Genomic DNA, 23,864 nt, shown 5'->3' on the forward strand with positions numbered 1-23,864 from the left:
CCATCTCGATTCCATCTCGATTCGGCGGGCAAAGGTAAGTCGGGCATGCTTATGGCTGTTCATCCGGTTGGGCGTCCTGGGTGGATTGGGTGTTTGGCGACTTCCAGTCTCTCAAACCCAATCCGGATGAACACCGGATACAACCTATTGAAGCTTCACAGCTAGCGCACAGAGGTCCCCGGGTGGCGTGGAGTGCGGCAAGGCTCCTGTTTTGGGCTTGAGGAATCAGCGTCTGGAACTCATCCCCTCCACCAGAGGTCCTATTCACGATGTCGGGGACCCGGGGCCACTGACGGAGGACCACATGCATCAATTTCTATTCAACCACCGAGAGGAGTTGATTGAACGTTGCAAGGTGAAGGTCGCGCACCGACCCAGACGGGCCGCGACCGAAGCGCAGCTCGCCAACGGAATTCCGCTGTTCTTGGACCAGTTGATGAGAGCGCTGGAAGCACGACAAGACGGTGATGTTGGCGAGAGCTTCCGGATTTCCGGCGCCGCTGGCGGTGATGCGAGCGAATTGTCCGAGATGGGCCTGAGCGCCGCTGCGCACGGCAAGGCGCTCTTGGAGCTGGGGTTTACCGTCGACCAGGTGGTGCATGACTACGGCGACCTTTGCCAAGCTATCACGGACCTCGCGGTGGAGCTCGATGCGCCGTTTTCCGTCGACGAATTCCGCACGTTGAACCGTTGCCTCGACAACGCCATCGCCGACGCGGTCACGGAATTCGCCGTCTGGCGGGACGCCAGCATGGCACTTCAGCAGACTGCCGAGGAGAACGAGCGCCTCGGCATGCTGGTCCATGAGCTGCGGAATTATTTGCACACTGCAACGCTTGCATTCGCGGCCCTGGAATCGGGAAGAGTTCCAATCGGTGGTGCAACCGGCGCCGTGTTGAAAAGGAGCCTGACTTCGTTAGCGGCCCTGCTCAACCTGTCGCTGTCTCAGGTCAGGGGCACAGCCGAAGCTCCGCAGGAGGCGCCCTTTTCGGTCGCGTTGTTCGTCGCGGACGCCAGGAATGCCGCCTCGCTCGAGGCGAGCGGCAAGGGCTGCACGTTCTCGGTCCTCGACGTCGATGCCGCGCTAGGCATCTCCGGGAATCGGGAGCGTCTCCTGGCGGCCTTGGTGAACTTGCTGCAGAACGCCTTCAAGTTCACCCACGCCCACACCGAGGTGACACTGAGCGCCTACGCAGAAGGCGACTATGTTTTGATCGACGTCAAGGACCACTGCGGAGGACTTCCTCCAGGAGCTACCTCACGCATCTTCCAATCCTTTGTCCAGGTCGGTGACAACAAGAGCGGGTTAGGACTCGGTCTTTCCATCGCGCGACGAAACGTGGAGGCTGACGGAGGCATCTTGACCGTTCGAGACGTACCTGGCACGGGGTGTGTCTTCACCATCAAGCTTCCGCGCAGGATGTTTGACTAGCGATGGTTTCGACAGTCCATACTCTGTGCATTCACCGGAGACGATCTCAATGGAAGAAATCGAGAATCTCTTGCAGACCGAAACGGGGCCGCGTCACGTGATGCAGGGCACTTACCAGGGTACCCGCTTTGAAGTTGTGGCTGGGTACGACATCCGCGAAGACCAATGGATGTTTCATGTCTATCTTCACCACAACCAGGGGGGCACCGATCGACTGACGGAGACCCCCACGCAGCACAAGGCGAACAGCCTTCACGAGGCATTCGACCTTGGCATGAAGTTGGCGACGGGGCGTCTCGCGACCCAGGCACAGACCTGATGAAGTACGACGCATTGCTTGCTTCAAGTGCGTGAACTGCTCACACCATAGGGCTCCAGCGTGGTAAGTCGGCTGTCCTCCACCGGGCCGCCGATCGTGAAGTGATAGAGCGACTGGAACTCCAGGTCGCTGAAACCGAACACCCGGTGCACCGGATCGTCGAAGAAACAGCCGATGCCCGTGGCACCTATGCCCGCCGCTTCGGCCTCCAGATACAACACCTGCCCGATCACCCCCGTTTCCCAAAAGAGCTGGCGATAGAACCAGGGCCCGTGCGTGAACAAGGCGTCTCGATACTCGGCGATCATGCCGAGCGAAAAGACCCCATCGCCCGCGATGTCCTGAAAGCAGCTCACTTGCGTCGCAAGCTGCTGCGCGTCGCCGCTTTCCAGCCTGCGAAGGGGAAGGTCCGCCGGGCATCCAGGGGGCGTAGACCAGTCGAAGTGCTGATGCATGGCGCGCTTCAGCTTGTCCAGCTTGGCCGGGTCGCGGACAAGTACGTACAGCCCTGGCTCGAGTCCGTCCACCCGATGAACGAACAAGGCGAGGTGGATGCGCGGCTCCCAGGCAATGGCATCCCAGGGTGGTGGCCGCTGGTTCGTTTCCATTTCCACGCGTGGCATCACACGCGCGAGCATGCCGTAAAAGCGCTTGGGCGTGATCGATGTCCGGCCGTCGCAGGCCAGGAGGCTGCGCCGCTGGCGGATGATCTGCCCGGCCGACGGCCCGTCTGGGAACGCTGCGGTTGAATGCGCCGGGGCAGGTGCGTCGAACAGGTCCAAGGCATCTCGCTGTCCCATCGGTTTGCGTGAGGCGAGCACCACCTCGTCGATGACGGTCCATGCGACGGGGTCGTCGCGGCTGAGCCGGTTCGCGGTTCCGCACCAGTCCTGCTTCGTGAGCTCGCGCGCCAGCAGCGGATCAAGGCCGAGCGGCAGCGCGCGCTGCGGGCCCGCACACCACGGCCCCGCCGAATCGCTCGGCCAGACGAGCATGACGAGTTCCGGTTGTTCGCGCTCGGCGCCTGCGAAGTCCTCGGCGCGGTTCAGCCCCAGCAAGGCTTCGATGGTTTCATCTGCCAGGCCGTGCAACACGACCGCGCTCCAACCCAGGGTCGCGGCGGCGATGCGAAGCGTGCCGATGGCATGGCCCGCGTCGTGCTGACAATAGCGGAATGCGCGTTCGCCGTACTTCCACGCTTCGCGCCAGTGGATGGACGAGAGGCCGACCAGAAAGGCCTGAGGGGGAAACTCCCGCATCAATAGCGTGAACCATTCGGCGGAACCATGCGCGCGCCGTTCAAGGCCGTGTTCACTCGGCGCGTAGTGGTACAGGCCGGGCGCGAGCGCCTGCCCGGGAAACACGCCGATCAGCAGATAGCCCTCGGTGGGATGCAGGTTGCCGCTCGATGGGTTGCTGCGCAGTGCCCACCGCGTGCCGCCCGCCTGCTTCCAGGCCGACAGCGCCAGCGCGTATTCGAACAGGCGCGACAGCGAGCGGATCGTGAGCGGCGCGCTCGGCACCGAGCCCCACCGATAGATGTCCTCGTAGCGAGGCGACACCGGCTCTTCGTCCGCCACAAGGATGGGAAACTGCGTGAGCGGCGCCCCCTCGTATCGACGGAACGGGTTGGGCTGGTTCACCCAATCCAGCGCGCCGGCGGAACGCGCATAGCGGTGAAACTGGTGCTTGGTGCGCTCGTGATAGCGCAGCACCGCTTCGAGTTTGTCGGCGTCGTCCATCGGGGTCAAAGCACCTCGACGACATCGCCCACCTGGATGAAGGCGACAGCGCGCGCCTTTGTCACACCCGGCCCGTCATCACCAGTACGACGACGACAACCAATACCAGCCCCAATCCGCCGACGGGCCCGTAGCCCCAACTGCTACTGTGAGGCCACGAGGGAAAGGCGCCGATCAGCATCAGGACCAGGACAATCAACAAGATAGTGCCGAGGCTCATACGGTTCTCCTAAATATGCATGTCCATGATGCGTGCCGGCCGTGGAACCCAAAAAGCCCGACGGGGACATCGTCGCCCGCCGGGGAAAATGGGAACAGTCGTCGGCATCGAGGAACCGCCCTCGATGGGCGGGTGCCGAAGCAACCTCTACCAGCGCCGACAGACTGTCGTATCGGAGCTTGGAACAATGCGTGCCACTCGTCTGTGCGCCGCCGTACATTACAAGGTCGATCTGTGCGATAGCGAACAGAAAGACTATGCCCATGCCCGAACCGAGAAAGAACCAGCTGCTTTCGGCGCTTCCCGATGCTGAATGGCGGCGCTGGCTCCCGCAGCTGGAAGCGGTCGAGATGCCGCTGGGACAGGTGCTGTACGAGTCTGGCAGCACGTTGAGCCACGTCTACTTTCCGACCACCGCCATCGTCTCCTTGCTGTACGTGATGGAGGACGGCGCATCCGCGGAGATCGCAGTCGTCGGCAACGAGGGCATCGTGGGTATCTCGCTCTTCATGGGCGGCGAGTCCACGCCCAGTCGAGCGGTCGTGCAAAGCGCCGGTCACGGCTTCCGGCTCAAGTCCCAGGTGCTCAAGGAGGAATTCAACCGGGCTGGACCGGTTCTGCACCTGCTGCTGCGATACACCCAGGCGCTGATCACGCAGATGGCGCAAACGGCGGTCTGCAACCGGCACCATTCGCTCGACCAGCAACTGTGCCGCTGGCTGCTTCTGAGCCTGGACCGGCTGCAGGGCAACGAGCTCGTGATGACCCAGGAGCTGATCGCCAACATGCTCGGCGTGCGTCGTGAAGGCGTGACCGAGGGCGCGCTCAAGCTCCAAAAGGCAGGCCTGATCAGTTACTCGCGAGGGCGCATTTCGGTGCTGAACCGTCCAGGGCTCGAACAGCGCTCGTGCGAGTGCTACGCGGTGGTCAAGAAAGAATACGACAGGCTCCTCCCAAAGCAGGTCGCGATCTAGAAGCAGCCGTCGAGACGTTTGGAGGCAAGGCTCAAGTGGCCTCGCGATCTCTGCGCAGGCTCTCTTGTGCAGAATGCTCCGCGTTCGTTTGCAAGGCCACGACGCAATAGGGTCGACCCTCCACAAGCGCCCAAATGGAGGCGCGCAGCCAGTTGATGACCAAGTCGGGGCGTTCCTCCCGCGGTACCTCTCTGATGACGATCACCATATCGACCCCTGCATCCCCGAGCCACGGGGCGCAAGCCGCACTTTGACCGGGAACGCGCACCGCGTCTGTTCGGTACCGCTCATAGGGAGCGCGGCAATTCATTTGCTGCTCTGTGCGCTGGCACACAGTCGAGCCTCGCGGCTTCGCGCAGACTGGCGTATCCAAGCACCGGGAGAACGCCTTGGCCGCCGCCGAGAACCATCTCATCGAACTGTTGCCGCGCAACGACCGCCGGTCTCTGCTCACGGTCTGCGAATCCGTCGAGCTGTCGCTGGGTGAAGTGCTGTACGAATCAGGCTCGGCGACGACGCACGTCTACTTTCCTGTCGACGGCTTCATTTCGCTGATTGCGCGAATCGACGACCATCCGGGCATGGAAGTCGGCATGGTGGGCCGCGAAGGCATGCTGGGATTGCAACTTGCCCTTGGCGTTGTGAACGCGCCGCTGCACGCGGTGGTGCAAGGCGCTGGTGCCGCGTGGCAAATCAAGGCCGCTGATTTCCGTCGCGAACTTGGGGCTCGCCCGGCGCTGCGGCGCATATTGGACCGCTACACCCATGTCTCGATGTCCCAGTTGGCAGCGTCGGCCGCGTGCCTGCGCTTTCATCAGATCGGTCCACGGCTTGCGCGCTGGCTCTTGATGAGCCAGGACCGCGCCCACGCCGACAGTTTCCATGTCACCCAGGAGTTTTTGGCGTACATGCTGGGCGTGCGCCGCGTTGGAATCACCTTGGCCGCCGGTGGCTTGCAGCGCCACGGATTGATCGAATACAGCCGCGGCACCCTCAAGGTGCTCGATCGCCCAGGACTCGAAGCGATGGCCTGTGCCTGCTATGCAGCGGACAGCAAAAGCTACGAGGGACTGCTCTGACTTCGCGCGAAGGAAAGGGTGTGTTCTGTGCGCTGACGAACAGACGAGAACCGGCCGCGGCTCTACAAGGGGAGATTGGGCGCCGCCCTTTTCGAGCAAACACCATGGACTACGACAGCGACTCCAAGCGACTCCCCTATCACGGCTGGGAAATACGCAGCAACCTCACGAACGTATCTTTCGAAGGCACAGTGGCTGCCGGCGCGACGCTGTATTTCGCCGAGGCATGCAAGTGCCACATCATGTCGTGCAAGCAATTCGCCGATGGCAGCGATGCCATCCGGGCGATTGAAACAAAAGCGGCGCTCTGGATCGATGACCGCGAAAGCAATCCCAGGACCGATGATGTCGAACCCTCCCTTCTTTCATGAACCATCGGGGTCCGTCCATTTTTGGGTCCCCATTGACGGCGAGTTCGTCGGTGCGCGCATTGGCAGGGAAACATTGCACTACTGCTATCGGCCAAGCGCCAGTGATGATGAGCCGATGGACACCTACGCGCTTCATTCACAGGAGATCGACGACGCGGTGCGTCGCCGCTTCGCAGCCGGCTCCGTCGAGCCCATCCTGGTGCGCGAGCACGATCTGCACGAGCCGACCGGAAAGGGCATCGAGTAGCGCCAGAAGACATCGCGCCCATCAGGAATGGCCGCGCAACCCGGAATCGGACCTTGTGATGCGCATCGCGCGCATCGCAACCAGCACTGGATCGGAACAATGACATGAGGATTGCACAGGTGGCCCCGTTGTACGAGGCGGTGCCGCCGAAACTGTATGGCGGCACGGAGCGGGTGGTGGCCCATCTCACGGACGCTCTGGTCGATCAGGGCCACGAGGTCACGCTGTTCGCCGCCGGCGAGACACAGACCAAGGCCAGGCTGGTCGCGACACGCGCCCGGCCTCTGCGGCTGGACCGCGGGCGCCTGAACTCGGACCTGGCCAGCCACCTCACCATGATTCACGAGGTGCGACGGCGTGCCGATGCATTTGACGTCATCCACTTTCACGTCGACCTGATCCACTTTCCCTTCTTCGAGGGCATGCCGGAACGCACGCTCACGACCCTGCATGGTCGGCTCGACATCGACGACCTGCGCGGCGTCTATGCACGCTGGCATTCGTATCCATTGGTGTCCATTTCCAGCAGCCAGCGCGCCCCGCTGCCGGATGCCAACTGGTACGCCACGGTGCAACATGGCATGCTGCCCGATCACTACCAGTTCAGTCCACGGGCCCAAAGGGGCTACCTCGCCTTCCTGGGGCGGATTTCGCCGGAAAAGCGACCCGATCGGGCGATCGAGATCGCGATCGCGGCTGGTGTGCCCCTGAAGATTGCGGCCAAGGTGGACGCCGTGGATCGCGTCTACTTCGACGAGTGCATCCAGCCCCTGCTGGGCCATCCGCTGATCGACTTCGTGGGCGAGATCGGCGACTCCGAGAAGAGCGCGTTCCTGGGTGGCGCGCGGGCGTTGCTGTTTCCGATTGACTGGCCCGAGCCTTTTGGCCTGGTGATGATCGAGGCGATGGCGTGCGGCACACCCGTCATCGCCTGGCGTTGCGGTTCGGTCCCGGAGGTGGTGGAGCACGGCGTCTCGGGTCTCATCGTCGACGACATCGCTGGGGCCGTGAAGGCAGTGCACGGTATCGGAGAGCTGTCGCGCGCACGCGTGCGCCGAGCGTTCGATGAGCGCTTCACTGCGCAGGCGATGGCCAAGCGCTACGCCCGCCTGTATTGGCAACTCGCTGGCAACCACCGTCTGCACGAAATCGAGGTGGCATGAACACGCCCCATCCGCAGGCAGTGCCGCACCCTCAGCCCGCAACGGCGAACGCATCGGAGCCGCGCACGCCCGAGCATCTCTACGTCCTCAAGGATGGCGACGGCTTCGTGGTTGCCGACCCCTATGGCGACATCGCGGGTTCGGGCGATGGCTTCTTTCTGGAAGATACACGCCTGCTGTCGAGCTTCTACCTGTTGCTGGGAGGCGTACGGCCGACCCTGCTGTCCAGCGCGGTCAGCCGTGACAACGTGTTTTTCACCGCGCATGCCACCAACCGACCGCTGCCCCCGCTAGGGGACGAATCCTTGCCGCAGGGCGTGGTGCACATCGAGCGGCGTCGCCTCCTGTGGGACGGGCTGCTACGCGAGAGCATCACCTTGAGGAACTACGGCATAGCGGTCACACGCCTTCAGCTCAGCTTGGCCTACGGTGCAGACTTCAGCGACACCTTCGAGGTGCGTGGGGAGCGCCGCTCCCGGCGGGGCGAATTTCTGCCCGCCAGGGTGCAAAGCAAGGGCGTCGAATTGGGATACCGAGGGCTGGATGGCGTGGAGCGGCGAACCCGCGTGGTGTTCTCGATCCAGCCTACAGCCATCGACGAGAAACGCTGCCGCTTCGACCTTGTCCTGAACGGTCGCGAGGATGTTGTCCTGTATGTGGACATCGGCCCGGCTGCGCTGGCACCGACGCGCGCGCAGTTTCGAGCCGCGAGCGCTGCCGCACGTCGCAGCATGCGCACTCGTCAGCGCGCCGGTGCGCGCGTGCGGACATCCGCCCGGCAGTTCCAGGCCTGGCTGGATCGGTCGGAAGCCGACCTTGCGTTGCTGACCACTGCACTGCCGACAGGGCCCTATCCCTATGCTGGCATTCCTTGGTTCTCGACCCCCTTCGGTCGCGACGCAATCATTACCGCGCTGCAAACGCTTTGGCTCAAGCCATCCCTCGCGCGCGGCGTGTTGGCCTACCTGGCCAGTCATCAGGCTCGGGAGACGTCTGCCTTTCACGATGCGGAGCCCGGCAAGATCATGCATGAACTGCGCAAGGGCGAAATGACGGCGATGGGTGAACTACCCTTCGGCCGCTACTATGGCGGCGTGGACACAACGCCGTTGTTCGTTGCGTTGGCGGCTGCATATGCCCGGCGCACCGCGGATCGGTCCTTCATCGCGGAACTGTGGCCTGCGCTGGTGGCCGCGACCGCCTGGATTCTGGGCAATGCGAGTCGGTATGGCGGATTTCTGTCTTACGCGCGTGCGCAGGCTTCCGGCTTGGCCAACCAGGGTTGGAAGGACAGCCACGACGCCATCTTCCACGAGAATGGGCGCACGCCCGAAGGGCCAATTGCGCTGGTCGAAGTTCAAGGCTACGCGGTCGCTGCACTGAAAGGAATGGCGCTGCTGGCGAAGTGGCTTGGGCATGACACGGCAGTCGCGCCCTACGCGGAGGCAGCCGAGGCCTGGCGGGAGCGGGTAGAGGCGCGCTTCTGGCAGGAAGACATGCAGTTCTACGCCCTGGCGCTGGATGGTGCCGGTGCGCCGTGTCGCGTCTATGCCTCCAACCCAGGGCACTTGCTGTACGTGGGATTGCCAGGCGCCGAGCGCGGCCGGGCTGTAGCGCGCCAACTGCTTGCTGCCGGCCTCGAGTCGGGATGGGGGCTGCGCACGCTGTCGTCCAAGGCCATTCGCTACAACCCCATGTCGTACCACAATGGGTCCGTCTGGCCCCACGACGTGGCGTTATGCGCTGCCGGCATGGCGCGCTACGGCGAGCGGGACAGCACGGCGCGATTGACGAGCGAGATGTTCGAATGTGCCAGCTTGATGGGTATGCGTCTGCCCGAACTGTTTTGCGGTTTCGAAAGGGTCAATGGTGAGGCGCCGGTCTCCTATCCGGTGGCATGCCTGCCACAAGCCTGGGCCGCCGGCTCGGTGTTCATGTTGCTGCAGGGCTGCTTGGGCATCGACATAGACGCCATGCACGGACGCATTGTGGTTGAGCAACCGGTTCTGCCCGACGAGATCGATGCGCTTGTGCTGCGCGACCTGCGCTTGCCCCAAGGCGCCGTCGACCTCAGCTTGTGCCGCAGGGGTGGCAATGTGCAGGCGACGGTCTCGCGGCAGTCGGGGGCGGATCACCTGCAAGTTGATCTGCGTTTGTGAAACGCGTACGACGTCCCCTCGCCCCCTTCATTCTTGGCGTGACGGCTGCGTTGTCGTGCCCTGTCGCCGCGCCGGGAGCCCTGTCGCCCGACATTGACTGGCCGGAGTATGGCGGCGACGCCGGCGGGCGACGCTACAGCGACGCGGCGCTCGTCACGCCCGCCAACGTCGACGAGTTGCGCCAACAGTGGCTCTATCGCACCGGCGACGCGTTGAGCCGCCCTGCAGCGCTGATGCGTCGTGTGAAGTTCGAGACGACGCCCATCCTCGTCGCCGACAAGCTCGTGCTGTGCTCGTCCTTCAACGAGATCATCGCTCTCGACCCGGCGACGGGTGCCGAGGCCTGGCGCTACGACCCGAAGGTCGCGATCGATCGGCGGCCTGCGAATCGCTTCAACTGTCGCGGCGTCGCGCAGTGGCGCGATCCCGCGGCGCCGGCCGACGCGTCCTGCGCGCTGCGCGTTGTGAGCGCGACGACCGACGGGCGCCTGATCGCACTCGACGCGCGCACCGGCCGGAGCTGCGCCGGCTTCGGCAACGGCGGCCAAATCGAGATCGACGCCGGCGAGCTTCTCTGGCCGGGCGAATTCCAGGTGTCGTCGGCGCCGGTCGTGGTCGGCGACGTCGTGGTCGTCGGTTCGTCGATCGCCGACAACGCCCGCGTCTCGGCGCCCTCGGGGCGCGTGCGCGCATTCGACGCGCGCAGCGGCAAGCCGCGCTGGAGCTGGGAGCCACTCGTGCCGCAACCCGGCACGACGACGGGCGCGGCAAACGTCTGGCCGCCGATGTCGGTGGACGCAAAGCGCGGCCTGGTCTTCCTGCCGACGTCGAGTCCCAGCCCGGATTTCTACGGCGGTCTGCGCCCGGGCGCGAACGAACACGCCAATTCGGTGGTCGCGCTGCACGCGTCCGATGGCACGCTCGCCTGGGCCTTCCAGATCGTCAAGCATGACGTCTGGGACTATGACCTCCCGGCGCAGCCGACGCTGACCACGTTGACCATCGCCGGCCGCCCTCGCGACGTCGTCGTCCAGGCGACCAAGCAAGGCTTCGTCTTCGTTCTCGACCGCGACACCGGCGCGCCGGTCTTCCCGGTGGAGGAGCGTGCCGTGCCACAAGGCGGCGCACCCGGCGAGATGCTCTCGCCGACTCAGACCTTTCCTTCCGACATGCCGGCGCTCGTGCCGTCGACACTGCGCGCGGACAACGCGTACGGCTACACGTCGTGGGACCGCGGTGCGTGCCGCGATCGCATCGCCTCGTTGCGCAGCGAAGGCCTCTACACACCGCCGAGCGTGCAGGGAACGATCATCTTTCCGATGACCGGCGGCGGCGCCAACTGGGGCGGCGTGGCGGTCGATCCGCGCGGCGTCGTCTTCGTCAACACGACGCGAGCCGCTCACGTCGTGCGACTCATCCCGCGCGCCGACTTCGCGGCGACCAAGGCGGCGAACCCGGGCAAGGAGGTGAGCCCGCAGTCCGGAGGGCCGTTCGGGATGATTCGGGAGACGCTGCTTTCGCCGATCGGGATGCCCTGCAACCCGCCGCCCTGGGGAACGATCGCTGCGCTCGACCTGAATCAGCGCAAGATCCTTTGGGAGGCGCCGCTCGGGACGACCGAAGACCTCTTCCCGCTTGGCATCGCGCTGTCGACCGGGACGCCGAACTTCGGAGGACCCGTCGCGACGGCCGGCGGCCTGGTGTTCATCGGCGCAGCGATGGACCGTTACCTGCGCGCGTTCGACTCGACGAGCGGCGTCGAGTTGTGGCGTGGCCGACTTCCCGCGTCGGCGATGGCCACGCCGATGACTTATGTCTGGCACGGACGACAGTATGTCGTCGTCGCCGCCGGCGGCCACGGTGAGGTCGGAACAGAGACCAGCGACGCCGTGGTCGCCTTTGCGTTGCCCGTGTCGGGGGAATCCCCTCGGACATTGTGGGACCGGACGATTGATCAGCCCGGCGGTCGCGCGGCGCTGCGGATCGGCGCCATCATCGCGGGAGTCATCGCTCTTGTCGCTCTACTGCGGCGCTGGCGCCGGCGACGCGGGCGTCGCGTCAGTCCACGTTGAGTGGGTGGTCCGATCAAGTCAGGACGCCCATTTGGGCGGGCGCTTCTCCAGGAATGCATCGACGCCTTCGCCGGCATCTTCTTCCATCATGTTGCGCGCCATGACGTCGCCGGCGTAGGCATACGCTTCGGCGAGCGCCATCTGGCGTTGCCGATAGAACATGGCCTTGCCGTAGCGCACTGCGGCGGCACTCTTTGCAAGAATCTCGGCGGCCTTCTGCGCGATGGCGGAATCCAGGGCCTCGTCGGCAACGGCCTCGTTGATCAGGCCCCAGTCCGCAGCGGTTGCGGCGTCGACAAAGCGCCCGGTGACCAGCATGTCGAACGCACGCTTCGCCGACATGTTCCGTGACAGCGCCACCGACGGTGTCGAGCAGAAGAGACCGACGTTGATCCCCGACACCGCGAATCGGGCCGACTGCGCCGCGATCGCCAGGTCGCAACTGGCCACGAGCTGGCACCCCGCGGCCGTCGCAATGCCGTGCACCCGCGCAATGACAGGCACAGGAAGCGCCTGGATGGCCTGCATGACGCGGCTGCAGCGGGCGAAAAGCGCCTGGTAGTAGGCCAGTTCAGGCTTGCCGCGCATCTCTCGAAGATCGTGCCCCGCACAGAAGGCCTTGCCCTTGGCCGCGATGACCACGCAGCGCACCTCGCGGTCGACGGCCAGCGCATCCAGTTGCGCCTGCAGCGCGTCCAGCATCGCCTCCGACAGCGCATTGAATTGCGCCGGGCGGTTGAGCCACAGCGTCGCGACACCGCGCAGATCCTCGCGCACGACGATCCGAGTCGGCTCGGGCGTCTTCTCGGGCATCTTCTCGGGCATATCGGTCTTCATCGAACGCACCTCCAGGACAGGTTTGACGCGAGCAGCACCTACTGCATCTTCTTCAGGTTTCCGATCCGCACCAGCATCTCGGTGAACATCTGCATGTCCGCGTCGAGATCAGGCGCTTCCTTGTATTCCTTGGCGTTGTGCGCGGTGTACTTCTTCCCCGGCATCGCCGGCCCGAAGTTGATCGCGTTGGGCATCAGCTTGGCGGTGGTGCTGCCCGCGGTGGGCACCGGCTTGGCCTCGAGGCCGGTGGTTTCGCCAAAGATGTTGAGCAGCGTGGACAGCCATGCACCCTTTGGATCGCGAGCCATCCAGTCGCCCTGCTCATAGTCGGTCTCGGCTTTCGCCTGGTTCGCGGTGGCCCAGGCGTCGATCTTTTCGCGGATGGCGGCTGTGAGCTTCTCCGGCGTGTTGCCGCGGGGCATGCGCACATTGGTCGTCACCTCCAGCTTGCCGTCCTTCTCGCGGATGAGATTCGGCGACAAGGTCAGCGGACCCATGAAATCGTCGCGATAGCCCACGCCCATCTTCTCGCCGAGGTAGCCGGTGCCATAGAGCTCGTTGATGTACTGGATCGCCTTCGTGTAGTGGTTGGCGCCGGTCACGAGGCCCGATTCCTTCAGGAAGAGCGCGAGCCGTGGCACGGGATTGACGCCCTCCTCCGGCCGCGAGCCATGGGCCGAAACGCCGGTGACCTTGACCTCGACGGCATCGGCGCTCTTGACGATATCGATGCTGAACTTGCCGCCCTGGCTCTCGTATTTCTGGACGAAGGGCTTGCTGGCGAACTCCAGTCTCGCAGCGACCTGCACGAGATCGCCGCCCTTCAGCGTCGCAGTGGCCGTTTGCGGCACCGCGTTGGCCGATGCCGAACCGGTCATCGCCACGACGGCGGTCGCCGTTGCGTCCGCAGTCTCCACCGGGAAGAACACCTTGAGCGCACCCGAACCCTTTTCCGCCACGACCGCCGGGTACTTGCTGTCGAGCACGATGTTGTAGGCCGGCAGCGGCGTCTTGGCGCGGTAGTACTTCATGCCGTCGCCGCCGGTTTCCTCGGTCGTCTCGATCATGAGGCGGATGGTCCGGCTCATCGGCAAGCCGCTTTCGCGGACGGCCTTCATCGCATACAGCACAGCGGCGATGGAGCCCTTGTCGTCGATGGTGCCGCGGCCGTAGAGATAGTCGCCGACACGGGTGAGTTTGAACGGATCGAGCCGGGTGCCGTCGTCGAGCACCCATTCATCCGCCACGACAGGCACGACGTCGGCATGCGTGAGGATGCCGAACTCCTCCTTGCCGTGGCCGGGCAGCTTGACTTCGAAGATGCGGTTGTCGACGTTGCGGTATTGCAGGCCGAAGTCCCGCGCCGTCTTTTCGACCAGTTGGCCGAACTCGACGATAGGCTTGCTTTCGTGCGGCGGCACCTTGTCGTCCCGCACGGTCGGCAGCGCCACCATCGCGTCCAGGGTTTCGATGACCGCCTTCTGGTTGTGCAGGCGGTTGTAGAGCCCGAGCAGCCGGCTGATGTTGGTCAGGTCGTCGCCGAAAAGCGGCTCCTTGCGCTCATAGGCAGCGATGGCAGGCTTGAGACGCGGATCAGCCTTGGCCGCCTGCGCGAGGAACGCGCGGAAGCTGGCCGAAGGCGCCGCCTGCTGTGCCGCCGCAAGCTTGTCGAGTTCGGGTTTCTTGATGGTGTCGGCAAAGGCAGGGTGCGCGAGCACAAGCACGAGTGCCGCCGGCACCAACACCGCGCGAAGGGTCTTGCGGGTTGTCATTGCATCAGTCTTCTTTCATGCCGGTGGCCTTGACCACATTCCCGAGTCGCGTGCGCTCTTCGTCGACGAACTTCACGAACGAGGCACGCGTCCCGCCGATGGGCTCGATGCCCATGCTCTTGAGGCGTTCCACCGTCGCCGGCATCTTCATCGCCTTGTCGATCGCATCGGCCATCTTGTCGAGGATCGCGTCGGGCGTGCCGCGCGGCGCGTGCACGCCGGCCCAGTGCGCGATGCGGATTTCCGGGAATCCTTCCTCGCTCGCCGTCGGGAGCTCGGGGTAGGCGGAAATGCGCTGCGTCCATGTGCCGGCCAGCGCCTTGAGCTTGCCGCTCTTGACATAAGGCAGCACCACGATGCTGGCCTCCGATGTGGCCTCGACCTGGCTGCCCAGCACCGCGGTGATGGATTCGGAACCGCTCTTGTAAGGCACCACGTCGAGCTTGGCGCCGTATTTGGTTTCAAGAATGCCTTCGACGAAATGCGGCGTGCTGCCGGTGCCGGCGGTCGCCCAGTGGAAGCCGCTGCCGGCCTTCTTCGACGCCGCGACGAATTCCTTCAGGTCCTTGTAGGGCGCGTCGGCCGGCACGACCACCACCGAGGGCGCGAGGCCGATCAATGCGACCGGCACCAGTTCGCCGTCCTTGTAGGGCATGGTCTTCTTGATCATGCTGTTGGAAATCACGCCCGCGGCACTCACCAGGAAGGTGTAGCCGTCCGGTGCGCTCTTGGCCACGATGTCCGCACCGAGGATGGCGCCCGCGCCAGGCTTGTTGTCGACCACGATCGGCTGGCCGAGCACCTTGGAAGCGCCTTCGGCGGCGGCGCGCGCCATCAGGTCGTTGGCGCCGCCGGCCGAGAACGGCACGACGAGACGGATCGGCTTGGTAGGCCAGGTCTGCGCGCCCGCGCTGCCGGCAGCGAATGCCGCGGCGAGACTGACTGCCAACGAAAGACGGCGAAACAATTGCATGGGTGTCTCCAGGTGATGTAGGGTTTTGGGGGTGATGCTAACGCGGGGTGCCACGGATTCTGCCGTTCGACGATCGGGCAGAAAGTAGGAAGCGACTGGCAGACATTGCAGCGCCGTGCAACGAAAGTGACGCATCATCTTGCCAACGCACCGGAGTCTTGAATGGCCGTGATCTGCGCCGTCTGCCACACCGAAAATCGCGATGCCGCGATGTTCTGTCACGGCTGCGCCCGCAAGCTGCCCGCTTTCGTGGCTACTGCGCCCTCCTTGCTGGAGACCATGCGGACACGCGACGCAGAGGCCGCCGCCCGACCGTCGTCCCGGCTGGCGGCCGTCACGAGGCGCGCGGTGCGCGAACCCCTGTTTCCCCTTGGCGTGGCACTGCTTGTCGCGGCGCTGACCGTGGGCTGGTATGCGCAGGCAACGCGCGAGCCGCCCAAGGCCGCGCGCGTCGCAAGCGCCGTGAGCGCGGTGAGCGCGGTGAGCGTTGCCGCCAAGCCGGCGGTGGTTGCGCCCGCCGCGGTCGCCGTCGCGCCGGTGAAGCCCGAGGCGCCCAAGCCCGCCGACCCTGTTCCGGTTGTCGCGTCTTTGGCGCCGGGCGAGATCGAACTTTCGCCCGGCCCCGCCATGGCGCCCGTCGCGCCCGCGCCGCCGGTCGCCTTGGCCGCTCCGACCGAGCCCGACCGTCGGTCGCCACCGCGCGCGGCAGCGCCCCCACGTCAGGTGGCTCTCGATCCGCGCCATGGCTGCGAAACGCTCAACTTCGTCTTTGCCGCGCGCTGCGAGGCCGCGCATTGCGACAAGGCCGAATACGCCCGCCACCCGCGCTGCAACCTCGTGCGCGAGGAGCGCCGGCGCGACGAGGCCCGTCGCAACCCCACGCTGGGCTTTTGAACGGCGGGCCGAACGGGGCCCGGCATCCGTCGCGCCGCGCGATGGTCCACCCCGCCGATGAGCACGGCTCGTGCAGGAGCATCGTCCTAAGATGCCTGCGTGCCCATGTCCTCTTCCACGACCCCCTCCGCGACCCCCTCCACGACTCCTCCCTCGACGCGTCCCGATCCGCAATCCGCAGCGGCCTCGCCCGCTGATTCGCACTGGCGCCGCAACCTCTACGTCTGCATGTTCGGCTCGTTCACCACGATCGTGGCGATGACGCTGCTGCTGCCGTTCCTGCCGCTCTTCGTCGAGCAACTCGGCGTGAAAGATCCCGCGGGCATCGCGCAATGGTCCGGCGCAGCCTATGGCGCGACCTTTCTGTCCGCGGCATTCGTCGCGCCGCTCTGGGGTCGCCTCGCCGACTTGTACGGCCGCAAGTTGATGCTGATCCGCGCAAGCCTCGGCATGGCCGTCGCCATGGCGCTCATCGGCACCGCACAGAACGTCTGGCAGCTTGTGGGACTGCGACTGCTCGCGGGCTTCCTCGGCGGCTATGCCTCGGGCTCGACCTTGCTGATCGCCACGCAGACGCCCAAGGAACGCTCCGGCTGGGCGCTCGGCACGCTGTCGTCGGCCATCATGGCCGGCAGCCTGGCGGGCCCGCTCATCGGCGGCGCGCTGCCGCCGTTGATCGGCATCCGCTGGACTTTCTTCGCAGCGGGCGCGGTCATCTTCGTGGCCTTCCTGGCAACACTGTTTCTGATTCGCGAAGACAAGAAGCCGCCCGTCGCGAAGACGGCGAAGTCGCGCGGCGGCTGGTCGAGCATCGAGAACAAGCGGCCCGTGATCGTCATGTTCGTCACCGGCACGCTGCTGATGTTGGCGAACATGTCGATAGAGCCGATCATCACTGTCTACGTGCAGCAACTCGTCGGCGACCCGCGCCATGTCACGATGGTCGCCGGCCTCGTCATGTCCGCCGCGGCCCTGGGGAGCATTCTCTCGGCCGCACGCCTGGGCAAGCTCGCCGACCGCGTGGGGGCGTGGAACGTGATCGTGGGCTGCCTCGCGGTATCCGCGGTGCTGCTGATCCCGCAGGCTTTCGTCACCGCAAGCTGGCAACTGGTCGCATTGCGCTTTCTGATGGGCCTGTCGCTTGGTGGCCTGCTGCCGTGCATCGCGCATGTGATCCGGCACAGCGTGCCCGAGCGATCGGCGGGCAGCATGCTGGGTTACTCGGTGTCCGCGCAATACACCGGGCAGGTCGTCGGGCCGCTGCTCGGCGGCTTCGTCGGCGGGCATTTCGGAATGCGCTTCGTGTTCCTGGCGACCTGTGTGCTGATGGCGGTCGGCGCCGTGCTGAACTGGCGCGGACAGCGCTAGGCCCTGTCTAGCAGAAGACAGCCAAAGAAGGAAGCCGGCCGAACATGCTCGTGCCGACGCGAATCGAGTCCAAACTGTCGCGCTGACAGTCATACACAAGGATCGATCTCCATGGCATTCCCTCTCTTCTCCCGCATTGCCGCTCTCGCCACTGCGCTTGTCCTGACCGCCTGCGCCGCACCCGGCGGTCCGCAATCGGCGCCCATGTCGATCAGGCAGGGCAAGATCGAGCAGATCACGCCGACCACCATTCGAAGCCCGGCGCACACGGGTGTGGGTGCCGTCGTCGGCGGCCTCACCGGCGTCGGCCTGGGCAGCCTGATCGGCGGAGGAACGGGACGCGATGTCGCCATGGTCGCGGGCGCCGTGGGCGGAACCATGGCCGGCGCCGAGATCGCCAACCGGGCCGCGCAGCCAATGCCAGGGCAGGAAGTCTTCGTTCGCACCGACAGCGGCGTGCTGGTCGAAGTGACCCAGCCGGTCACCCCCGGCCTGCGTGTGGGCCAGCGGGTGTTCATCCAGGGCAACGGCGACGCAGCCCGCGTCATTCCTCAATAGCAGTCGCTTCGGCCGGAAGCCGTTCCTGTTCCTCCAATGCGCCGGGTGGCGCATACTTTCCCGATGGCGTGACAGGCCCGCGCCGAGGGACGAAGATGACATCGCCGCAACCTCTGCGCTTGTACGTGCCCGAGCCGACCGGGCGACCGGGTCACGAGACCGACTTCTCCTACCTCCACCTGTCGCCTGCCGGCGCCGTGCGCAAGCCGGCGCTCGACGTGTCACCGGTCGACACTGCCGACCTCGCTTTCACGCTGGTGCGCGTGCTCGACCAGGACGGCCGCGCCGTCGGCTCGTGGGCACCGCAGTCCGACGTGCCGCTTTTCAAGCGCGGTCTGCGCGCAATGATGAAGACGCGAGCCTTCGACGCGAAGATGCTGATTGCCCAGCGGCAGAAGAAGATCTCGTTCTACATCCAATGCCTGGGCGAGGAAGCCATCGGAACGGCCCATGCGTTCGCCATCCAGCCGGGCGACATGTGTTTTCCGACCTACCGCCAGCAGGGGCTGCTGCTGGCGCGCGACGACATTCCAATGACCGAGTTGGTTTGCCAGTTGATGAGCAACGGGCACGATCCGATGAGGGGGCGCCAGTTGCCGGTGATGTACTCATACAAGCGAGCCGGCTTCTTCTCGATCAGCGGCAATCTGGCGACGCAGTTCATCCAGGCGGTCGGATGGGCCATGGCTTCGGCGATCAAGAGTGACACCAGGATCGCCTCGGCGTGGATCGGCGACGGTGCCACCGCCGAGGCCGACTTCCATACGGCGCTCACCTTCGCGCATGTCTACCGTGCGCCGGTGATTCTCAACGTCGTCAACAACCAGTGGGCCATCTCGACCTTTCAGGCCATTGCCGGCGGAGAGGCAACGACTTTCGCGGCCCGCGGCGTCGGCTGCGGAATCGCCTCGCTGCGCGTCGATGGCAATGACTTTCTCGCGGTGCTCGCCGCGTCGCGCTGGGCGGCCGAGCGGGCGCGCAGCAATCTCGGGCCTACGCTGATCGAATGGGTCACTTACCGCGCTGGCGCACACTCGACGTCGGACGACCCGTCGCGCTATCGGCCTGCCGACGATTGGCAGCATTTCCCGCTGGGCGACCCGATTGCGCGGCTGAAGCAGCATCTGGGCGGCCTGGGCGCCTGGTCCGACGAAGAGCATGAGCGCACGCAAGCGCAGGTCGAGGCCGACGTCGCCGCTGCACTGAAGGAGGCCGAGCGCTATGGCGGCACGCTGATCGACGGTCATGTCCCGCCGATCGAGTCGATGTTCGAGGACGTCTACAAGGACATGCCGGCGCATCTGCAAGAGCAGTTGCGGCAGGCGCGTAGCTGACCATGGCGCGCATGACCATGGTGCAGGCCCTGCGCTCGGCGATGGACGTGATGCTCGAGCGCGATCCGAACGTCGTGATCTACGGTCAGGATGTCGGCTACTTCGGCGGTGTTTTCCGCTGCACCGAAGGCCTGCAGGAGAAGTACGGCCGCTCGCGCGTTTTCGATGCCCCGATCTCCGAGGGCGGCATCGTCGGCTCGGCGATCGGCATGGCGGCCTACGGACTGCGCCCGGTGGTCGAAGTGCAGTTCGCCGATTACTTCTACCCGGCCTCGGACCAGATCGTGTCGGAGGCGGCGCGGCTGCGCTACCGCTCGGCCGGCGACTTCAGCGCACCACTCACGATCCGCATGCCCTGCGGCGGCGGCATCTATGGCGGACAGACACACAGCCAGAGTCCGGAAGCCTTGTTCACGCATGTCTGCGGTCTTCGTACCGTGATGCCCAGCAATCCCTACGATGCCAAGGGTCTGTTGATTTCGTCGATCGAGAACGACGACCCGGTGATCTTTCTCGAACCCAAGCGGCTGTACAACGGCCCGTTCGACGGTCATCACGACCGACCGTTGGTGCCCTGGTCGCAGCACGCGCTCGGCGAGGTGCCCGAAAGTCATTACACAGTGCCGCTCGATGCGGCCGCGGTGTTCCGCACCGGTGCCGACCTGACCGTGCTGGCCTACGGCACGATGGTGTATGTCTCGGAAGCGGCTGCGGCCGAAAGCGGTGTCGATGCCGAGATCATCGATCTGCGCAGTCTCTGGCCCCTGGATCTGGCGGCGATCGTCGCATCCGTCAAGAAGACCGGCCGTTGCGTCGTTGCCCACGAAGCGACGCGCACCAGCGGCTTCGGGGCGGAACTCGTGGCCTTGGTGCAGGAACACTGTTTCTATCACCTGGAGGCGCCCGTCGAACGCGTGACTGGCTGGGATACACCGTATCCGCATGCGCTGGAATGGGCCTATTTCCCGGGCCCGGCACGCGTGGCTGCAGCGTTCAGGCGCGCGATGGAGACCTGAAATGCCGGGCAGCATCCATGTGATCAAGGTGCCCGACGTGGGCGAAGGCATCGCGGAAGTCGAACTCGTGGCCTGGCACGTCAAGCCCGGCGACGCGGTCATCGAGGACCAGGGGCTGGCCGACGTGATGACGGACAAGGCCAACGTCGAGATCCCTTCGCCGGTCGCTGGCCGCGTGATGGCGCTTGGCGGCGAAGTCGGACAGATCCTGGCGGTCGGCGCCGAGCTGATCCGCATCGAGCGGGCCGACGACGCCAGCGCGCCAGTGGCTGCGCCTGCATTGGCCGCCCCGGCACGCGCGCCCGCCGCGGCCCGAGCCGCCACGCCATCGGTGCCTGCGATGGCGCCGACACGACCGGCGTCGCTGTCCGCCGGGGCCGCGGCTGACCGTCCGATCGCCTCACCGGCAGTGCGCAGGCGAGCCTGGGAACTGGGCGTCGACTTGAAGGACGTCGCGGCCAGCGGCACTGCCGGCCGCATCGTGCACGCCGACCTCGACGCGCACGTTGCCGCGCACGGCACGCGGCCGCCGGACCGTGCGCCCGGAACAGGCAGCGCCGAACGCAACGACCAGCAGGCGGTGCCCGTCATCGGCCTGCGCCGCCGCATCGCGTTGCAGATGCAGGAATCGAAGCGTCGCATCCCGCACTTCAGCTACGTCGAAGAGGTCGATGTCACCGAGGTCGAGGCCCTGCGCGCGGCGCTCAACACGAAATGGAACGCCGAGCGAGGGCACCTGACCCTGCTGCCCCTGCTCATGCGCGCGACGGTGCTGGCGGCGCGCGAGTGCCCGCAGATCAACGCCCTCTTCGACGACGAAGCGGGCGTCGTCACCCGCCACGGCGCGGTGCACATCGGCATCGCGACGCAGACCCCGAACGGGCTCGTCGTGCCGGTGGTTCGACACGTCGAGGCCCGCGACGTGTGGGCCATGGCCGCCGAATTGGCGCGCCTGGTCGAAGCCGCGCGGGCGGGCCGCGCGACGCGTGCGGAACTGAGCGGCTCGACGATCACCATCAGCAGCCTCGGCGCGCTCGGCGGGATCGTATCGACGCCGGTGATCAACCGGCCCGAGGTTGCCATCGTCGCAGTCAACCGGATCGTCGAACGCCCGGTATTGCGCGGCGGAGCCGTCGTCTCGCGCCGGATGATGAACCTGTCGTCATCGTTCGATCACCGGGTTGTCGACGGCATGGACGCCGCCCGGTTCGTGCAGTCGATGCGCGCGATGCTCGAAGAGCCTGCGCTGCTGTTCGTCGACTAGCAGGCCCTTCTAGCTGGACTTGGCCTGCACGAGCTTGATGACGCTCGAAAAATCGAGCGCGCCATGCCCGGCGAGGCTGTGCGCCGCGTAGAGATTGCGCGCAAGGCCGCCCAGCGGCGTGGCCGCGCGCACCGCCGCGGCGTTTTCCTGCGCGAGACCGAGATCCTTGAGCATCAGGTCGGTACCGAAGCCGCCGGCATAGCCCTTCGAGGCCGGCGCGGTTTCCATCACGCCCGGCAGGGGGTTGTACTTTTCCAACGCCCAGTTGCCGCCCGAGCTGCGCCGCATGATTTCCGACAGCACCTTGGGATCGAGTCCGTTGGCAACGCCCAACGCGATGGCCTCCGAAGTGCCGATCATCAGGATGCCGAGCAGCATGTTGTTGCAGATCTTCGCAGTCTGGCCCGCACCTGCGCCGCCCGCATGGAAGATGTTGGCGCCCATTTTTTCGAGCACAGGGCGCGCGCGTTCGAGATCGGCTTCGGCGCCGCCGACCATGAAAGTCAAGGTGCCCGCGATGGCGCCGCCGGTGCCGCCCGATACCGGCGCATCGATCACGGCAACGCCGCGCTTCGCGCCCGCCTCGGCCACCTTGCGCGAGGTCGCAGCGGCGATGGTGCTGCTGTCGATCACCAGCGTGCCGGCCGGAATCTCCGCCATCAGCCCGGCCTTGCCGTCGCTGCCGAGGTAGAGCGCCTCGACGTGCTGGCTCGCGGGCAGCATGCTGATGACGACTTCGGCACCGGCGAGCGTGTCCGCCGCCGACGTGGCGATCTTCACGCCCTCGCCTGCCAGCTTCTTGCAAGCCTCCGCCGACAGGTCGAAGGCGCTGACCGCATGGCCGGCCTTGTGCAGGTTCAGTGCCATGGGGCCGCCCATGTTGCCCAGGCCGATGAATGCGATCTTCATATTCCTTGTCTCCATTGCTTTCGATGATTGGATGGGCTCAGACGAGCGCGGCGAGCGGGTGCGGTCCCTCGGTGCGCACGCGCAGGTGGTCTTCGACGAATTCGGGCGTGATCTCTTCGATCGTGGCCGGGTTCCAGCGCGGATTGCGGTCCTTGTCGATCAGCAACGCGCGGATGCCTTCGGCAAAGTCCTTGTGCGCGCAGAAGCCGAGCGATGCCCAGTATTCGAGCCGGAACACTTCGGCCAGCGACATGTGCAAGACGCGCTGCCACAAGGCGAAGGACACGGCCGCCGTACTCGGCGAGCCTTTCGTGAACGTGGTGGCTGCGGTCTGCAGCCACGGATCGTCGGATTTCAGCGTGCGCAGGCGATTGGCAATGTCCAGCAGGTCGTCGCCGGCCATCAACGCGTTGATGGTGTCGAAGTGCTCCCTCAGCTTGGACGGCTGCTTCTCGGCGCCCTCCCCGGCTTGCGCGAGCAGCCGCGACAGCGTCGCGCGGTCCGCCTTCGTCTCGCCTTGCCATGCGCTCGCGGCAACGGCCTCGAGCAATTGCGACTTTCGCTCATGCGGCACCACGATGTCCGCCAGCCCGCAGAAGATGGCATCGGCCGCATTCAACGGCGCCGCCGTGAGTGCGAGGAACAGCCCGACCCGCCCCGGCGCGCGGCGCAGGAACCAACTGCCGCCCACATCGGGGTACAGGCCGATGTTGATCTCGGGCATCGCGACACGGCTCTGCAAGGTCACGACGCGATGCGACGCGCCCGCCAGAAGCCCGACGCCGCCGCCCATCACGATGCCGTGGCCCCAGCAGAGGAAGGGCTTCGGAAAGGTGTGGATCAGGTAGTCGAGCTCGTATTCCTCGCTGAAGAAGGACTCGGCATAGGTGTTGCGCGCAGGGCCGCATTCGAGCAGCGTCTGATAGAGCTGGCGCAAATCGCCGCCGGCGCAGAAAGCCTTCTCGCCCGCAGCGTCGAGCAGCACGCCGACGACGCCGTCGTCCTTCGCCCATTCCTGGAGCTTGGGGATCAGCAGCCGCACCATCGCCACCGACAGCGAATTGAGCGAAGCAGGCGAATTGAGCGTGGCAACGCCGAAGCGCTTGCCGTTGGCGGTCTTGATTTCGTTGAAGAGAACTACGGGATCTGTCATTTCTTTTG

General features: G+C 65.6%; 22 protein-coding genes. 15 read left to right on the forward strand and 7 right to left on the reverse strand.

The features are described 5' to 3' along the window. Positions 1–304: 304 nt before the first annotated feature. Together AC1DN9_RS24360 and AC1DN9_RS24365 are read left to right on the forward strand one after the other, a co-directional pair. Complete coding sequence (locus AC1DN9_RS24360) at positions 305–1,432, forward strand: ATP-binding protein (protein WP_478104333.1); 1,128 nt, start codon at positions 305–307, stop codon at positions 1,430–1,432. 49 nt (positions 1,433–1,481) lie between these two features. Continuing rightward, a complete protein-coding gene (locus tag AC1DN9_RS24365) occupies positions 1,482–1,751 on the forward strand; it encodes a hypothetical protein (protein ID WP_478104335.1) in 270 nt (89 codons plus the stop codon). Between the two features lie 23 nt (positions 1,752–1,774). On the opposite strand, the gene AC1DN9_RS24370 is transcribed toward AC1DN9_RS24365, so the two are convergent. Further along, positions 1,775–3,493 carry a SagB/ThcOx family dehydrogenase gene (locus AC1DN9_RS24370; protein WP_478104337.1) on the reverse strand — a complete coding sequence of 573 codons (1,719 nt, stop codon included), beginning with the start codon at positions 3,491–3,493 and terminating at the stop codon, positions 1,775–1,777. Positions 3,494–3,554: 61 nt separating this feature from the next. After that, positions 3,555–3,713, reverse strand: a complete 159-nt coding sequence (locus AC1DN9_RS24375) for a DUF3309 family protein (RefSeq protein WP_478104338.1) — start codon at positions 3,711–3,713, stop codon at positions 3,555–3,557. Positions 3,714–3,970: 257 nt separating this feature from the next. On the opposite strand from AC1DN9_RS24375, the gene AC1DN9_RS24380 reads away from it, so the two are divergent. From AC1DN9_RS24380 to AC1DN9_RS24410, 7 genes are all read left to right on the forward strand, one after another. Then, positions 3,971–4,687 (forward strand): Crp/Fnr family transcriptional regulator, encoded by a 717-nt coding sequence (locus AC1DN9_RS24380; protein WP_478104340.1) that lies wholly within the window; start codon positions 3,971–3,973, stop codon positions 4,685–4,687. A 320-nt stretch (positions 4,688–5,007) separates the two neighbouring features. Continuing rightward, complete coding sequence (locus AC1DN9_RS24385) at positions 5,008–5,766, forward strand: Crp/Fnr family transcriptional regulator (RefSeq protein ID WP_478104342.1); 759 nt, start codon at positions 5,008–5,010, stop codon at positions 5,764–5,766. A 104-nt stretch (positions 5,767–5,870) separates the two neighbouring features. Further along, the gene (locus tag AC1DN9_RS24390; RefSeq protein ID WP_478104344.1) at positions 5,871–6,137 is read left to right on the forward strand and encodes a hypothetical protein; all 267 of its coding nucleotides are present in this window, start codon (positions 5,871–5,873) and stop codon (positions 6,135–6,137) included. Positions 6,138–6,252: 115 nt separating this feature from the next. Next, on the forward strand, positions 6,253–6,384 hold the full coding sequence (locus AC1DN9_RS24395; RefSeq protein ID WP_478104346.1) for a hypothetical protein: 132 nt from the start codon (positions 6,253–6,255) through the stop codon (positions 6,382–6,384). Positions 6,385–6,488: 104 nt separating this feature from the next. After that, the gene (locus AC1DN9_RS24400; RefSeq protein WP_478104348.1) at positions 6,489–7,547 is read left to right on the forward strand and encodes a glycosyltransferase family 4 protein; all 1,059 of its coding nucleotides are present in this window, start codon (positions 6,489–6,491) and stop codon (positions 7,545–7,547) included. Further along, on the forward strand, positions 7,544–9,706 hold the full coding sequence (locus AC1DN9_RS24405; protein ID WP_478104350.1) for an amylo-alpha-1,6-glucosidase: 2,163 nt from the start codon (positions 7,544–7,546) through the stop codon (positions 9,704–9,706). Before AC1DN9_RS24400 ends, AC1DN9_RS24405 begins: the two co-directional genes overlap by 4 nt. Positions 9,707–9,744: 38 nt before the next feature. Continuing rightward, positions 9,745–11,778 (forward strand): pyrroloquinoline quinone-dependent dehydrogenase, encoded by a 2,034-nt coding sequence (locus AC1DN9_RS24410; protein WP_478104352.1) that lies wholly within the window; start codon positions 9,745–9,747, stop codon positions 11,776–11,778. 18 nt (positions 11,779–11,796) lie between these two features. On the opposite strand, the gene AC1DN9_RS24415 is transcribed toward AC1DN9_RS24410, so the two are convergent. The 3 genes from AC1DN9_RS24415 to AC1DN9_RS24425 form a co-directional block, all read right to left on the reverse strand. Next, complete coding sequence (locus AC1DN9_RS24415; protein WP_478104436.1) at positions 11,797–12,591, reverse strand: enoyl-CoA hydratase; 795 nt, start codon at positions 12,589–12,591, stop codon at positions 11,797–11,799. A 62-nt stretch (positions 12,592–12,653) separates the two neighbouring features. Further along, a complete protein-coding gene (locus AC1DN9_RS24420) occupies positions 12,654–14,387 on the reverse strand; it encodes a dipeptidase (RefSeq protein ID WP_478104354.1) in 1,734 nt (577 codons plus the stop codon). A 4-nt stretch (positions 14,388–14,391) separates the two neighbouring features. Beyond that, on the reverse strand, positions 14,392–15,360 hold the full coding sequence (locus tag AC1DN9_RS24425; protein ID WP_478104355.1) for a Bug family tripartite tricarboxylate transporter substrate binding protein: 969 nt from the start codon (positions 15,358–15,360) through the stop codon (positions 14,392–14,394). A gap of 162 nt (positions 15,361–15,522) precedes the next feature. On the opposite strand from AC1DN9_RS24425, the gene AC1DN9_RS24430 reads away from it, so the two are divergent. From AC1DN9_RS24430 to AC1DN9_RS24455, 6 genes are all read left to right on the forward strand, one after another. Next, positions 15,523–16,254, forward strand: a complete 732-nt coding sequence (locus AC1DN9_RS24430; protein ID WP_478104357.1) for a hypothetical protein — start codon at positions 15,523–15,525, stop codon at positions 16,252–16,254. Between the two features lie 105 nt (positions 16,255–16,359). Further along, a complete protein-coding gene (locus AC1DN9_RS24435) occupies positions 16,360–17,622 on the forward strand; it encodes an MFS transporter (protein WP_478104358.1) in 1,263 nt (420 codons plus the stop codon). A 111-nt stretch (positions 17,623–17,733) separates the two neighbouring features. Then, a complete protein-coding gene (locus tag AC1DN9_RS24440) occupies positions 17,734–18,180 on the forward strand; it encodes an outer membrane lipoprotein (RefSeq protein WP_478104359.1) in 447 nt (148 codons plus the stop codon). 95 nt (positions 18,181–18,275) lie between these two features. Next, positions 18,276–19,514, forward strand: coding sequence for a thiamine pyrophosphate-dependent enzyme (locus AC1DN9_RS24445; protein ID WP_478104361.1), 1,239 nt, complete (start codon positions 18,276–18,278; stop codon positions 19,512–19,514). A gap of 2 nt (positions 19,515–19,516) precedes the next feature. Then, positions 19,517–20,530 carry an alpha-ketoacid dehydrogenase subunit beta gene (locus AC1DN9_RS24450; RefSeq protein WP_478104362.1) on the forward strand — a complete coding sequence of 338 codons (1,014 nt, stop codon included), beginning with the start codon at positions 19,517–19,519 and terminating at the stop codon, positions 20,528–20,530. A 1-nt stretch (position 20,531) separates the two neighbouring features. Then, positions 20,532–21,794: a dihydrolipoamide acetyltransferase family protein gene (locus AC1DN9_RS24455; protein WP_478104363.1), complete on the forward strand. Its 1,263-nt coding sequence runs from the start codon at positions 20,532–20,534 to the stop codon at positions 21,792–21,794. A gap of 9 nt (positions 21,795–21,803) precedes the next feature. Here the strand turns inward: AC1DN9_RS24455 and mmsB are convergent, their stop codons facing one another. Together mmsB and AC1DN9_RS24465 are read right to left on the reverse strand one after the other, a co-directional pair. Then, positions 21,804–22,703 carry a 3-hydroxyisobutyrate dehydrogenase gene (gene mmsB / locus AC1DN9_RS24460; RefSeq protein ID WP_478104364.1) on the reverse strand — a complete coding sequence of 300 codons (900 nt, stop codon included), beginning with the start codon at positions 22,701–22,703 and terminating at the stop codon, positions 21,804–21,806. A 37-nt stretch (positions 22,704–22,740) separates the two neighbouring features. Next, positions 22,741–23,856, reverse strand: coding sequence for an enoyl-CoA hydratase/isomerase family protein (locus AC1DN9_RS24465; RefSeq protein WP_478104366.1), 1,116 nt, complete (start codon positions 23,854–23,856; stop codon positions 22,741–22,743). Positions 23,857–23,864: the final 8 nt, after the last annotated feature.

The organism is Variovorax sp. 05L425 (assembly GCF_056397705.1).